Source organism: Pyrinomonas methylaliphatogenes, assembly GCF_000820845.2.
Taxonomy (GTDB): domain Bacteria; phylum Acidobacteriota; class Blastocatellia; order Pyrinomonadales; family Pyrinomonadaceae; genus Pyrinomonas; species Pyrinomonas methylaliphatogenes.
This window is the reverse complement of the sequence record NZ_CBXV010000007.1, coordinates 290,609-303,929: the sequence shown is the minus strand read 5'-3', so window position 1 is coordinate 303,929 and position 13,321 is coordinate 290,609. Positions and strand designations below refer to the sequence as shown.

At 59.1% G+C, this 13,321-nt stretch carries 12 protein-coding genes, 1 tRNA gene, 1 other RNA gene and 1 riboswitch; of the genes, 3 read left to right on the top strand and 11 right to left on the bottom strand.

The window, feature by feature from the left end; genetic code table 11:
• Positions 1-147: 147 nt before the first annotated feature.
• Genes PYK22_RS11050 through pilM form a run of 4 tightly spaced genes read right to left on the bottom strand, consistent with a single transcriptional unit; the run spans position 148 to position 3,157 of the window.
• A complete protein-coding gene (locus PYK22_RS11050) occupies positions 148-750 on the bottom strand; it encodes a hypothetical protein (RefSeq protein WP_041977191.1) in 603 nt (200 codons plus the stop codon).
• 15 nt (positions 751-765) lie between these two features.
• Positions 766-1,398 carry a type IV pilus inner membrane component PilO gene (locus tag PYK22_RS11045; protein WP_041977190.1) on the bottom strand — a complete coding sequence of 211 codons (633 nt, stop codon included), beginning with the start codon at positions 1,396-1,398 and terminating at the stop codon, positions 766-768.
• Positions 1,399-1,410: 12 nt separating this feature from the next.
• Positions 1,411-2,088, bottom strand: coding sequence for a PilN domain-containing protein (locus tag PYK22_RS11040; protein WP_041977189.1), 678 nt, complete (start codon positions 2,086-2,088; stop codon positions 1,411-1,413).
• Between the two features lies 1 nt (position 2,089).
• Positions 2,090-3,157 carry a type IV pilus assembly protein PilM gene (pilM, locus tag PYK22_RS11035; RefSeq protein ID WP_041977188.1) on the bottom strand — a complete coding sequence of 356 codons (1,068 nt, stop codon included), beginning with the start codon at positions 3,155-3,157 and terminating at the stop codon, positions 2,090-2,092.
• A gap of 276 nt (positions 3,158-3,433) precedes the next feature.
• Positions 3,434-3,517, bottom strand: a riboswitch (cyclic di-GMP riboswitch).
• 219 nt (positions 3,518-3,736) lie between these two features.
• Here pilM and PYK22_RS11030 point away from each other — a divergent pair.
• Entirely contained in the window at positions 3,737-5,440 is a 1,704-nt protein-coding gene (locus PYK22_RS11030; RefSeq protein ID WP_041977186.1) for a hypothetical protein, read from the top strand.
• Between the two features lie 60 nt (positions 5,441-5,500).
• Here PYK22_RS11030 and PYK22_RS11025 read toward each other — a convergent pair whose 3' ends face one another.
• Positions 5,501-6,808 carry a hypothetical protein gene (locus tag PYK22_RS11025; RefSeq protein WP_041977184.1) on the bottom strand — a complete coding sequence of 436 codons (1,308 nt, stop codon included), beginning with the start codon at positions 6,806-6,808 and terminating at the stop codon, positions 5,501-5,503.
• A gap of 221 nt (positions 6,809-7,029) precedes the next feature.
• Between PYK22_RS11025 and rdgB the strand changes: the two genes are divergently transcribed.
• Complete coding sequence (gene rdgB / locus PYK22_RS11020) at positions 7,030-7,647, top strand: RdgB/HAM1 family non-canonical purine NTP pyrophosphatase (protein WP_211197679.1); 618 nt, start codon at positions 7,030-7,032, stop codon at positions 7,645-7,647.
• 36 nt (positions 7,648-7,683) lie between these two features.
• Positions 7,684-7,760 (top strand) — tRNA-Pro (locus PYK22_RS11015).
• A gap of 334 nt (positions 7,761-8,094) precedes the next feature.
• On the opposite strand, the gene PYK22_RS11010 is transcribed toward PYK22_RS11015, so the two are convergent.
• The 6 genes from PYK22_RS11010 to ptsP all read right to left on the bottom strand — a co-directional run bounded on the left by PYK22_RS11010 (position 8,095) and on the right by ptsP (position 13,319).
• The gene (locus PYK22_RS11010) at positions 8,095-8,394 is read right to left on the bottom strand and encodes a hypothetical protein (protein ID WP_041977182.1); all 300 of its coding nucleotides are present in this window, start codon (positions 8,392-8,394) and stop codon (positions 8,095-8,097) included.
• A gap of 51 nt (positions 8,395-8,445) precedes the next feature.
• Positions 8,446-8,868, bottom strand: an RNA gene (gene rnpB / locus PYK22_RS11225) — RNase P RNA component class A.
• An 82-nt stretch (positions 8,869-8,950) separates the two neighbouring features.
• Positions 8,951-9,622 carry a CPBP family intramembrane glutamic endopeptidase gene (locus PYK22_RS11000; RefSeq protein ID WP_157770831.1) on the bottom strand — a complete coding sequence of 224 codons (672 nt, stop codon included), beginning with the start codon at positions 9,620-9,622 and terminating at the stop codon, positions 8,951-8,953.
• Positions 9,623-9,641: 19 nt separating this feature from the next.
• On the bottom strand, positions 9,642-10,133 hold the full coding sequence (locus PYK22_RS10995; protein WP_041977175.1) for a hypothetical protein: 492 nt from the start codon (positions 10,131-10,133) through the stop codon (positions 9,642-9,644).
• A gap of 258 nt (positions 10,134-10,391) precedes the next feature.
• A complete protein-coding gene (locus tag PYK22_RS10990) occupies positions 10,392-11,414 on the bottom strand; it encodes a polysaccharide biosynthesis/export family protein (RefSeq protein ID WP_041977173.1) in 1,023 nt (340 codons plus the stop codon).
• 147 nt (positions 11,415-11,561) lie between these two features.
• The gene (gene ptsP / locus PYK22_RS10985; protein ID WP_041977362.1) at positions 11,562-13,319 is read right to left on the bottom strand and encodes a phosphoenolpyruvate--protein phosphotransferase; all 1,758 of its coding nucleotides are present in this window, start codon (positions 13,317-13,319) and stop codon (positions 11,562-11,564) included.
• Between the last annotated feature and the right edge of the window lie 2 nt (positions 13,320-13,321).

The following is a 13,321-nucleotide window of genomic DNA, read 5'->3' as shown; positions in this document are numbered from 1 at the left end:
TCATCCTTCAACGACGTGTCGAACGACCCGCCGCGCGCTCACGCCCGTTTGAATCGCGCGATCCATCTTTGAGCGCGCGCCGCACGATGCGCGGATCGATTCGACCGAAGTGCTGTGCGTGGAAAAACAACGAGGTTTATTCGTCAGCTATCTCGAAGGCGACTTCTTCTCTTCCTTCCCCTCATCGCTCTTGACCGGTTCTTTTTCGGCCTGAGCCTTGCTTGCCGTTAAAGCCTCTGTGACCGCATCGGGTTGACGCAAGGGTTTCATCTCGACCACCCATTCGCGCCGGCCATCGCTCCAGCGCTTCTCGCGCCTGAAGATCAAACGGTTCTCTTCGACCGCGACCAGCTGCCCATCGAAGAAGAGCTCTCCGGGGTAGACGACGTAAGAGAGCTTGATGGGCGTCGCTTCGACCATCGCCGCATAACCGCGCGGAGTGCGGAAGATGCCGATCACCTGAAGCTCGCTGAGCAGAAAGGCGGAGGTCGGTTTCGGCGCCGGCTGCTGCTGTTGCATCGCCGCAAGTTTGCGCGCCTTGTACTGTTCGATGCGCTCCTGCAACGCAGGCGGTTCGACGACGGTCGGGGCGCGCTTGATCAGACCTTCGACGGTGCGCGGTTTGTATTTGACGAACGGATCGCGCGAGGTGGGACGATAGACCGAACTGGCCTGCTGTGCCGATGCGAGGCAGGCGAATCCAAGAGAGATCGCCAACACGAACGGAGAAAACTTGAGCCGATCGCCCATCACTTCATCCCTCCGTTAACGCGCTCCCGCGGCGGCGGGCGGCGTTTGATTCGGTTGTTTCTGAATGGAGACGGCTTGCTGCAAACGCTCGGGGGAGACATAGTAAGCCGTCAACAAGAACTGCGCATCGATCGTCCGTCCGCTCGCCTGCTCAGGGGCAGACATGATGCGGAAGTCCGTGATCGAAACGATTCGATGATAGGTCGCCATATCGGCGAAGAAATTGCCGAGGTTGTTGTAACTGCCCGAAACCTCGACTTCGATCGGTTTGCCCGAATAGAAATCTTGATTGATGTCATCTTTCGGCGTGAACCGGCGCACGATCAAACGCCCGCGCGCGTTTCGCAACAACCCATCCAACACATTGGTCAATTCCCGCTGCTCGGGCAGCAACGCCTTCAGATCGGCGTAATCGGCCTCGGCGCGCGCATAAGCGGCGCGGAATTCGTTGATGCGTTGCGAAGCGATCTGCGCTAAAGCGTTCTCGCGTCGCAACTGCTCGGCCTGCGCGCGCAAATTCTCCGCCTCGTCCCACGTGCTCTGCGTGACGAAGTAGCGGAACGCACCATAGATGAGCAATGCGACAAGGCTGAAGATGACAAGCTGCTTATACCAAGGCACACAGAGGATCTTCTTGAATCTGCCCATCGCTCCCTCCCCTCACTTCTGCGCGATCTGCCCGGCAGCGCTCTGGTTGTTAGCCGAATTCGCCGTCGGAGCTTGCGGTGGAGTGTACTGACACTTGATGGTGAAGGTGACGGTCTCAGGCTTCTGGACCACCTTTCCGGCGCCGTTCGTCGAGGCCGGCACTTCCAGAGCCTTACGCTGCGTCTCGATGTTCACATTGCTAAACAGCCCGCCCGAAAATTCGAGGCTGCGCCCGAACTGCGTGACGGCAGCTTCGCTTGGCGAATCGCCCCGGATGACGAGTTCGCTGCCCTTCTGCTCGATCGAATCGAGACGGAACGCCCCCATAAGCGGCAATCGCTCGTTGATGGCCGAAAGCACGGCGACCGGCCCCTGCTGCGAAGCGCGCAATTTCCGGATCGCTTCGATGCGCGCCTCGATCTCCTTGATCTTCTTTTCGAGTTCGGCCTGCTCTTTCTTGATGCTCGCCATCTGAGCGGCGATCTGCCGTTGACGATCGAGTTCAGCTTGCGCATCGGCACGGCGCGCGCGCGCGCTCATGAGATCGAACCCCATGCCCAAAAGCAGGAGCGCGCCGATGACGATCAACATCAAGTAGGTTTGCGTCGGCCCCTGCGCCACCCGCGTTTCGATGGCTTGAACGCCCCGCGGTCGATCGGTGACCGAATTCAAAAGGTTGATCCTGATCATCTCAAACCTCCACTCCACGCAACGCCAGACCGACGGCGACGACCATCTCGGGGACGAGTTCGCGCATGTAATCGGGATCGAAGCGTCGCGCGTCGAACTTGATGCGCCGGAACGGATCGAACGGCTCAACGGGGATGCCGAAACGATTCGCCAAATGCTCCCGCAAACCGCTCAGCTTCGAACCGCCGCCCGCCAGCAGGATCTTCTGCACGACAGATGCGCCCTCATCAGCCGTCGCGCGATAGAAATCGAAAGTCTTCTGAACCTCGAGCGCGAGCGTGTCGGAAACGTGTTCGAACACGCCCTGCACCTGCTTCTCATCAACGCCATCCGGCGGCGGACTGCCCCGCTTGATCGATTCAGCTTGATCGTAGGTCAAACCCAGATCGCGCTGTAACATCGCCGTATACTGATTGCCGCCGAGCCCGACGTCGCGCGTGAAGACGCTGCGCGTGCCACGCACGATCTGTATGTTCATGGTCGAAGCTCCGATGTTGAGCAACGCGACCGTCTGATCCGGACCAGGCAGATAGTTGAACTCGTAGCAGTTCTGCAACGCGAACGCATCGACATCGATGATGACCGGCTGCTTGCCCGCAAGCTGGATCGCTTGCCGCCGATTTGTGACGTAATCGCGCTTGCATGCCGCCATCAGCACGAAGAGCGAGTCCGCCCCTGCGCCGACCACTTGGTAATCGAGGCTGACGTCGTTGATGTCGAAAGGGATGTGTTCTTCGGCATGCCAGTCGATCGATTCTTCGAGCTCCTCTTCGGTCATCTTCGGCACGACGATGTTCTTGACGATCACCGAACTGCCGCTCACGCCCGCAACCACCCGGTCCGTTTTGATGTGGTTGACAGCGAAGAGCTTGGCGATGGTCTGTGAGACGGCGTTCAACTCCATGATCTGACCGTCAACGACCGTGTCAGGCTGAAGCGGCTCATATCCCAAATTGACAAGGCTCAACTGATTGGCGCGCCCCTGTAGCTCGACCGCTTTGATCGCGCTCGAACCGATATCCAAACCGACCAATCCTTTGCGCGATATGCTCCTCTTGAAACTGAACATAGACCTATCTGCTCCTCGAAAGCTTGACCGCACGCCGTAGACGCCTAAGACGCGCGCGCACGCGCCGAATCCTGGAGGCTCGACGCGCTCTAACGGATCTTTGCGGTTTCATCCTCGCGCTTCCACCAGCTCACTCAAAATGATCGTGGACCGATTGACTCGAAAAGCCCTCGGTGATGCCTGTCTTACGTGGAGGCGCGCTGTGTCGTGTGGGAAGTAAGATGGGGCAAGGTCCAGAGATCGAAAGCAGGGCTTCGCGCACCACCACTTTCTCGTTTCGGCAACCCGGCCAAGTCAAAACCGTTTTGACTCCCGTCGGCTTTGCGACCCCCGCTCGCGCGAGGTGTGCCTTTATCGTCCAAGCTTCTCGGGCGGCGCTCGCGTTATGCGCCACATGAAGAGCGGAGAGGCCACGCCCCCTCGCTCAAACGCACTCAACTATACCCATCAAGTTAAAACTTGTCAATCAATATTTTGTTATTTTGAACATTTATGAGCCTCGCGCCCCGCGCTGAATCTCCGGGCGCGTCCGTTCGCCTCCTTGCCCTTCGAAGCCGCTACAGTTAGGATGCTTAGTTCATGCGGTCACGCAGACGGTTAGCCATCGCCGCGATTCTGATCCTAGCTGCCATCGGAGGCTGGCTGTGGTGGAATCGGCCGCGTCCGGTTCAAATGGCGGCTTATGCCCCAAGCGATGCGCTTATCTACATCGAGATCGACGATCCCCCGCGGTTGATCGCGAGCCTTTCCGATACCGACTCTTGGGGCGCTATTCTGAACGGTTTCCCAGCGCTGAAGGATCTCCTGCGCTGGAAGGGGCTGATCGCCTGGACCGGTCTAGGGCGCGCGCGCGATGTCGTCCTAGCCCGTTCACAAGTCGCCCTGGTCGTCCTCAGCCTGGAAACATCCAAAGATCGGGAGGCGCTGAACATCAGGCCGCATACCGCACTGCTCGTCGAAACTCACACGAACGAAGGGCGAACGCGGCGCGTTGTAGAAGAGTTGGTCGGCGATCTCGCGCACCGCGTCTACGGCGCGCCGCGGATCGAGCGACGCTATACCGGCGAGGGCGAGACCATCCTCTGGATCGCGCCCAAAGGTGATCGACAGATCATCGCCGCAATCTCTGGCAGCCTCGTCGTCATCGGCAACGACGAGGCGACCGTCCAAAGCTGTCTCGCTGTAAAGCGCGGGGAGCGCGCGAGCTTGCGCGAAAACGCTCGTCTGGAGCAGATGCGTCAGCGCGTCGCAGGACGAGACTCTCTCGCTTTCGGCTACGTCTCGCCCCAGGGGCTTGATGAGCTTATGAGATTGCTCACCACCGCTTATGCCGTGCAACTTTTCGATAATCCGCGCGTGCAGAGCGCGGCCGCCATCATCTTGCCGCAGCTTGCCGAAAAGTCATTGCAAGATATGGCCTGGAGCATGCGCACCGCCGCGGGGAAGGTCGAAGACCGTTACCTGTTCGCGCTTCCCGGCGATCTGGCCGCACGCTTAAAAGCTCCCCTCGCGCCCTCCGACGACCCGATCCATAGCGCGGAGAGGATGTTGCCTTCGGACACCTATCAAATGACCCGTTACAACTATCGCGATCCGAACGCGGCGTGGGATGGGGTCAAGAGCGCCGTCTCCTCATTGCTCGACCCCTTAATCGCGCCGCTCGCCGGGCGCGTTCTCGATGCCGCGCTGCAACCCTATGGGATCGAATCGCCGCGCGACTTCCTGCGCGCCGCTGGTCCAGAGATAGTCACCGCACAACTATCGCCTGAGGATAGCACGCGCATCCTCATCGCGCGCGCGCGCGATGAGGATGCACTGCGCTCCGAAGTGCGGCGTTACTTAGGCGCGGTGCGGCGCGTGTCGGTCGAGGGCGTAGAAGTGCTCGTCCCGCTCGACCCGAAACGCCGCGCGGCCTGCTTCATCGACGACTACCTGATTATGGGGCCGGAAGATCATCTGCGTCGCTGTTTACAAGCTCGCGCTACGACCCGAACCTTGGCCGATGAGCCTTCTTATCGCGAAGCGAACTCGCCACTCGGACGAACGAAGGCGCAACCTATGATGGTCACTTATTCGCTAGAGAACGAGCGCGCGCGCGGAATAGCTCGAACGCTCGCGTCCGATGCCTTTGACGCTGCGACGACCGAGAGGATCTTCGCTAAAAACGCATATGCCGTAACGGAAACGGAGTTGGTCGAAGATGGCCTCGCGCGTCGCACGCGCTCCGCTTTTGGACTGCTCGGGGACCTCATCGCTCAAATAATATCCGGGGTCGGCGGATGATGAATTACAAAGCTCGAATATTGCGCGTTTTGAATCCTCACAATGACCGGCGATCTCGATTCAGCGACTTTCGTCCTTCCCGCTGCGCGCATTCGCCAAGGGGGCCTCTGAGCTGGCGAATTCAAACGGGTGATCAGCCAACACGAGCCGCATATTGACTTGCCCAAAGAGGGCTTCCAGATAGACTGAGAAACGATGCAGCACAGGCACCAGTTCCGAGAGGCCGTGGGCGGTTGAAACCTCTTCGATGAATCTCTCCAAACTTTCCCAATCTTTGTACATAAGATAGCGCATGCTGCCGCGACGGAACTCTTCGAGCCGTTCGATGAGCGAATTTATCGAAAGCTGGTGCCGCTCGCGCTCTACACTTCTCACCGACTGCAATAAGTTCCAGAGATCCTGGCGCAACTTCAAGGACTGCTCCAATCGCGTGTGGAATGAAGGGAACAGGCTCGCGCCATTGATCGAGCCATCGAACAATTGAGCTATGGTCACGATGGTCTGCTGAAAGCAATCGGTGAGCAAGCCGGTCGCGTCTTCTATGCGCGCGTAGATGAACGGCGCTTCACGCGATTCGATGACGCCGACCAATTCATGGGCGAAGACCTTTTTGAGCTCCATGCTCAGCGCATAGGCGCTCGCATCAAGCGTATTGAAGATCTGCTCGCCTAATCCTTCCGTACGCAAGGCGCGCCCTTCGATGAAGGAGATGAGTTCCCGCGCCTCGCGATGAATCAGCACGAAAATCGGCAACGTGACTTTTAGCGGAAGATCCCGCTGTAACTCGGCTTCGATCCGTTGCAACCACCAAGACATGCGCGTCAGCGCGACGAAAATGTGCCGCAGGTCGTCGCGCAATCTGGCTTCGGGGCATAGCTCTATAGCGACGCGCAATTTCGGATGAAGATCATCCTCTTCAGCCTGTCGCGCGATGAGGAACAGATCCCGCGCGGCGGAGGATGAGAAGACGTGCTGCATGAATAGATTGGCCAGACTCTGCCAGTGACGAACGCCGACGGGCCGATCGCCAAGCGCATGCTCACAGAGGACGATCAAGTCGCTGAGACTCTCCGCGAGCGGCGCGTCGCGTTCGCGCCCCATCCTCACTAGTTGCTGACCACAACTGGCGGCCAGATGAAGGGCCTTTTGCAAAGCTTGATGCAGTATGCGCGTTTCGTTCGTCAGATCCGATCTACCCGCCCCGCCAGCTTCGACCGAAGGATGCATCTCGAGATCGAAGAAGCTCTCGATGCCGCGTAACCACAAGCTCAGATCTCGCCAATTCTCCTTCCCGTATCTGCGAGCGGGGACATCTTCGCGCAAACGCTCTTTGGTCAAACCATCGGTCAGTTTGGGGCCTCGACTCATGCTCACTCCCAGCCGCGCTTTAAACGCGCCAGGTGGAAATTGTAAGCATGAAATGTCGCTACAAGCAAAACTTTTTTTGCGCCGAATATCGCTCGACCGATCCCTTCGCGATTGGCCGCTTCCGTCCTGGCGCTTTGCATAACCGCGTTAGATGAAGCAAACTTTGTATCCACCACGCTCGGCGCGCGATAGATCGCCCATTCACGGGGTTTCCAAGCGAGATGATGATGAATCACCCGACCACTTTACTTATCGGCACACGCAATGCCGGGAAGGCACGCGAATTCTCCGAGTTCCTCAAAGAAACGGCGTGGCGTATATCGACGCTGGCTGAATTTCCATCGCTCCCGCTCATCGCCGAGACGGGCCAGACCTTTGCCGAAAACGCTGCGCTCAAAGCGCGACGCTATGCGCTCGCGACTGGATCGTGGGCGCTGGCCGACGATTCGGGCTTAGAGGTTGAGGCTTTAGGTGGAGCCCCCGGCATTCTCTCCGCTCGATACGCCGGTGAACAGGCTTCTGACGAAGAGCGCATCGCCAAGCTCCTCGCTGAGCTTCGCGATGTCGGCGACCATCAAAGGCGTGCGCGCTTTGTCTGCGCTATCGCGATCGCCCCTCCATTGGGCACCGCGGTCTATCTATTTCACGGTGTATGCGCAGGCCGAATCGCCCATGAAGCTCGCGGCAGCAACGGTTTCGGATACGATCCGATATTTATCCCGGATGGCTACGAACAAACTTTTGGCGAGCTGGACCAGCAGATAAAGCGAACGATCAGTCATCGCGCGCGCGCTTTTCGCCAAGCGAGCCTCTTCCTACGGCAAATCCAGCGCGCTTGACCCACTCTCCGAACCAATCGTAAAATTTCGCAACGTCGGGGCGTGGCTCAGCCTGGTAGAGCATTCGCTTTGGGAGCGAAGGGTCGCAGGTTCAAATCCTGCCGCCCCGACCACCTTTCCGCCATGCCCCCCAAAGAAAGCTCCGGAGCGCCCGAGCGAGCCCTTTATCGCAGCCCTTGTGCTGTCATCACCAACACAGCCTGTTCTTCGCGCAGAAAGCTCGCGGAACGCTCTATTCTGACGTGATCCTTGGGCTTGGGAAACCATGGAAAGAGCGGCTGAACGATCGAGCTTGGCCGAGACGAACCGGCCCCGTAGCGCCCAATGAAGAGACAGGCGACCGATCCTTCGGAACCTTGTTCTTAAGCTCAGTTCGAATCGCTCGGCAACGAGATAGGCGATCTTGATCTTCGACAGGCTTGAACGGGCGAGGAAGTTTCAAAGCGCTTACGCCTGATCACCGCTCGATTGGTTACCCCCCTGCCCTTGATCAACTGGTACATAGGGCAGATCGTATGCCCGACGACGCGGCCATGGATCCGTTGCCCGACGACGTGGCCCGGAATTAGGTCCGCGCCGATCGACCAGCACTCCCGGCGGGAGGTTCTTGCCATGCACGGCCTCGGTCAAAATGCGCGTGATCTCTTGCGATAGCGTTCGATGCTCAGCTGCCGCACGACGCCGCAGCGATTCCTTCAACTCGACAGGCACGTAAGCTCCGATGAAAACCCCTTTTCGATTGGCCATCCTCTCTTGCTCTCTCCGATGAGGTAATGTTCGAGCTTTCTCGCATCGCACAGCGGAAGAGGGTCTGTAAGCCGAATTCTGTCCTCCGAAGGATCTTCGGAGTGGCGATCATTCCTCTAGCCCATCTGTCGCCAGACGGGTCAAGCGACCTACCCGGAGACGTGGAAAGCCCGAGGGCTTTCGCTCGGACGGGCCGCCCTCTGACGCCTCCCTATTTGGTCTTGCACCGCGAGGAGTTTGCCTAGCCGCATGTGTCACCACATGCGCTGGTGCGCTCTTACCGCACCGTTTCACCCATCACCCGCAACGGTGCCGAGCACCGTCCGCTGGCTGGTCTGTTCTCTGTTGCACTTGTCGTCACCCGCCCCTTACGGGACGGATGCCCTGCCGTTAGCAGGCTCGCTGCCCTGTGGTGTTCGGACTTTCCTCCCCCTCGCCCACAGGGGCGAGGCGGCGACCGCCCGACCCCACTCCCGCTTGTGCGACGCGAAGAAGGATTATAGCAGATTGTGTTCAACAGGTAAACACAGTTTTTATCTCATGCCGCGGAAGCGCGTCACATGAAGTATTTGTAACCGACGCGCAAACCGGTGATGATCGAATCGGGGAGCGTCGCGATCACGATCCACGACATTGTGCTATGCGAAAGGCCAAGCGCCCATAGATTCGGCGCGCGCTCATAGACGTAGGCCCAAACCAAACCGCTCGCGAAGGTCGCTGCCATCAACGCGAAGTTAGGGGCGTGCAATCCGGCGAAGATCAGAGCGACCAGAAAGGTCGTGCGCGCGCCGCGCCCGTAGATGATGTACAGGCGGCGATGAATGAAGCCTTGTAAAGCGTACTGCTGCAACAGCCCCCAAGCGAAACCACCGAGTATGATCCACCATACCGAGCGCATCCTTTCGGAAGCGCCGAAACCGAGGGCTTGTGCGATCCTTCCTGCGAAAAGGAGGAGCAGCGCACCGATGACCATCGGTAAGATCAACAGGCGGATTGCGCGAAAGAAATTATCGGTGCGAAAGCCCAGGTCGCGCAAACTCTCGCCACGCGCGCGATGCGACTGGATCATGAGCGCGAACGCGAGCGCGATGGGGACAGCGCCTACTAATCTGCTCTCCCCGGCCAAGGGCACAATCGTCCAAGCGACGATCAACACGGAAGAGATGACCGAAATTATCTCCCAAGCGGCTAGCGTCTTATCATCTACTTTGACATCTGCCGTCCTCATTTCGTTCTGCTTCTCCACATCATTGGCCGCCGCGCACCTCAGATCCCCCTCTGGACCCATTCTCCACAGGATTTTCGCCGACGCGGAAGGTGATCGGCCTGCCCAGAAGTTGTAACGTGAGGCGCGCGTTGTCAGCGCTTCGATGAACGACATAAACGCGCGCCTCATGCTCTCCGGGATCGAGCGGCGGCAATCTAAATTCGAAGCCGCTTTGCGCCTCTTTGATCCGTTTGGCAGCGACCACGTCGGGGCGCGATCTTCCGGTCCTCGTGTTAGCGATGAAGCGACCATCGATATAAAGATGGACCTCGACGCGCGAAGAAGGATCTGCGGCGTTGATGGCCCATCCGGCGACATGGAGGGCATCCGCTTCATCAACGTTACCGCGGAATCGCGGCTCGAACGTGCGAAAACTGAAGCTAACGGCAAGGGCGAGAACGAAGAATAGATCGGCGAACGATTTTATGAGCAGAAGGCGGACGAGCCCTTTTCGGGGAGTCAAGCCACTCATCAAACGATTTCTCGATTCGAAGTTAACGAAAGGTTCTTGAGACGCCAATCCTTCCCTGACCTTGTAACCGTGATAGCTCAAATTCTCCTGATCCAGCCATTACGGAAGCTCGCTCAGTTCTTAACTATATTCCAACTGTCCATCGCGTCAACCAGAAGAATAGGGGAAGCTCTCACTGTCAACGACCGACCACGCCAACCGTCTTCCGACCATCACTCGATCAGCACGCGCAATCGACTTTATAGGCCGAAACAGAATTCACCAACGTCGATGACCGACCTCGATGCGATCGCCGGGGATGAGCTCTGGATCGGGATCGACTCCGTCGGTTATGGCCTGCAGATTATATTGTGTCCAAGTCAACCTCCCATCGGGCTTTTGACGCGAGACTCTGACCCACACCGCCGACGGGTTGCGCGCTCCACCCGCGGCCAAGATGGCTTGCGTCAATCTCAATCCGGGATGATAGTCTATTTGCCCCGGCATATTCACCTCGCCGCCGATGTAAAGGAAGGCTGGGGGACGCGGCATAACATTGATCAGATCGCCGGGGAAGATCAGCGCCGTCAACGTCGTTGGATCTGTGAGGTCCAGCGTGATCGTCCGTTTCATCCGGCTCGAGATGATTGTAACCAACCCGGCTTCGGGTCGAGGCTGGGCTTCAGCCAAAACGACGTACAGCGGCACAGCCTCGCGGCGCAACGATTTCATCCCCGGTTCGTTGACCATACCGGTGATGATCACCGAATGGCTCACATAAGCGCGAACGGTCACGGTGACGATCGGGTTTTCATAAACGGCACGCTTCTTCAGCTCTTCCGTTAGCCTCGCGGCGATCTCGCTCAAGGTCAGTCCTGCGACCATCAAAGGCGGGCCAACCAGAGGGAACTCAAGGTGACCGCTATCGAGAACCGTGTACAATGTCGAATCGCCTCGCGACGGCGCATTGAGCACACGTATATCGAGCACATCACCGAGGCCGACGCGATAGATCTTCGTCAATGTATCGGCGTCTGTCGCCAACTCCTTTGTGGACACCGACGGCGCGACTTCGGGAGCGGCGCGGCCAGCGCCGCCATCCGAAGCGGGCTGTGTCGTTTCCGAAACCGGCCCGCTCTTCTGGCGAACTTCTCGCTCGCGCAGATACTCGCTACGCGAGAGCCATTTGCCGCGAACGAAGATCCTGCCATCCGTTGACGCCCCATCCCCCGATTGCTGCGCGAAGGAAGCCGCCCCCGCCCAGATCGCCCAAGCGACCGCATAGACCAAACTCCTTCTCATAACAGCATCCCGCCTTTCTCAATCGATGAGAGGGGAGAGCGACGAAAGTGGCGAGAGAGGTTCAAAAGTTCGATGTTCAGCGGACTCCGAACCGCACACATCGCCCACCGCTGATCACCGCCGCGTGACGGGGATTCGCTTGGGATTTTACTGCGCGTTTTTCGGCGCTGGCAAGGCATTTGGCGGGAACAGTTCTGGCCACGCTTCCGCCAACCGCTGTCTGATGAGCTCTTCGACCTCGTCAGCCGTCGCACAACCGACGCTTTCGAGGGCTATTTCGCGCGCGCGGCGCACTTCGATATGGCGCAACGTGCGACGCACGCGCGGGATCGAGGACGCGGTCATGCTCAGATCGCGCGCGCCGAGCCCAACGAGCACGACCGCATAAGCTGGCGTCGCGGCCATCTCGCCGCACACAACTGCCGGGATCGAGGCGGCGCGCGCCGCTTCGAGCGTGCGATGGATGCTTCGCAGCACAGCCGGATGGAGCGAACGGAACCATTCGGCCACTTGATCGTTGCTTCGATCAACAGCGAGCAAGTACTGGACTAGATCATTCGTGCCGAGACTGAAGAAATCCGCTTCGGAGGCCAATTTTTCCGCCATCAACACGGCAGATGGAACCTCGATCATCGCCCCCAGCCGCACCGGCCCGAACGCCTTACCCTCTCGCTGAAGGCGTTGTCGCTCTTCCTCGAGTATGGCGCGGGCCCGACGGATTTCGACTAGATCCGAAACCATCGGCAACACGACATTCAAATGCCCGCGCGCCGCAGCGCGCAGCACGGCGCGCATCTGCGTCCTCAATATTTCCTCGTGGCGCAAGCAGAAGCGGATGCCGCGCAAACCGAGCGCCGGGTTGCGCTCCGCACCGCGCGCTTTGATCTTGTCTCCGCCGACATCGAAAAGGCGCACCATCGCGCCATATGGTCCAGCTAGCTCAGCGATCTCAACGTAGACGGCATATTGCTCCTCCTCTGTCGGTTGACCGTTGTGTCGCGACCAGAGGAACTCCGAACGATATAATCCGATCCCTTGAGCTCCGTAACGGCGCACCCCTTCGTATTCGGCGGGCAATTCGAGATTGGCGCGCAAAGTGATCTCCGCGCCGTCGAGAGTGAGCAGCGGTTCGTTCGACACGTCGAGTGGCGAGAGATCTGGTTGACGGGCGACTAACTGTTGATAACGCTCGAGCGTCGTTTCGGTCGGATGGAGGATGACCTCATGGCGCGAGGCATCGACGATGATGAGATCGCCGGTGCGCGCTCGGCGGTATAGATCGCGGACCCCGACCACCGCCGGGATCCCCAACCCGCGCGCGATGATCGCCGTATGCGATGTCCATCCGCCGACATCGGCGACGAGAGCGCGCACGCGCGCGAAATCCAGCTCCGCCGCCGCCGATGGGAGAAGATCTTCGGCCACGATGATGGCATCTTCGGTCAGTTTACGGGCCCGCTCTCCCGCTCCGCTCAGCGCGACGAGCAGACGGCGCACGACATCCTCGATGTCCGAGCCGCGTTCGCGCAAATATTCGTCCTTGATCTCCGCATAGATGGCTAACAGCCGGTCGCCGACGACCTTGACGGCCCATTCGGCATTCACGCGTTCGCGCTTTATGTAAGCTTCGACCTCTTCGAGAAGCTTGCTATCTTCGAGCATCAAAAGATGCGCATCGAAGATGTACGCATGCTCGGGCCCCAGCTCGCGTTCAGCCCGTCCCTTGATGGCGAGCAATTGACGGCGCGCCAGCCGCACCGCCGCGCGGAATCGCCGCAGCTCTTTTTCGACATCAGCTTCATCGAGCACGGCACGGTAGATGTAGTGCGCCCCGCTATGGATGCGCAACACGCGCCCGATCGCGATGCCAGTAGAAACGCCCAGACCGCGCCACCGACGCTCCATCT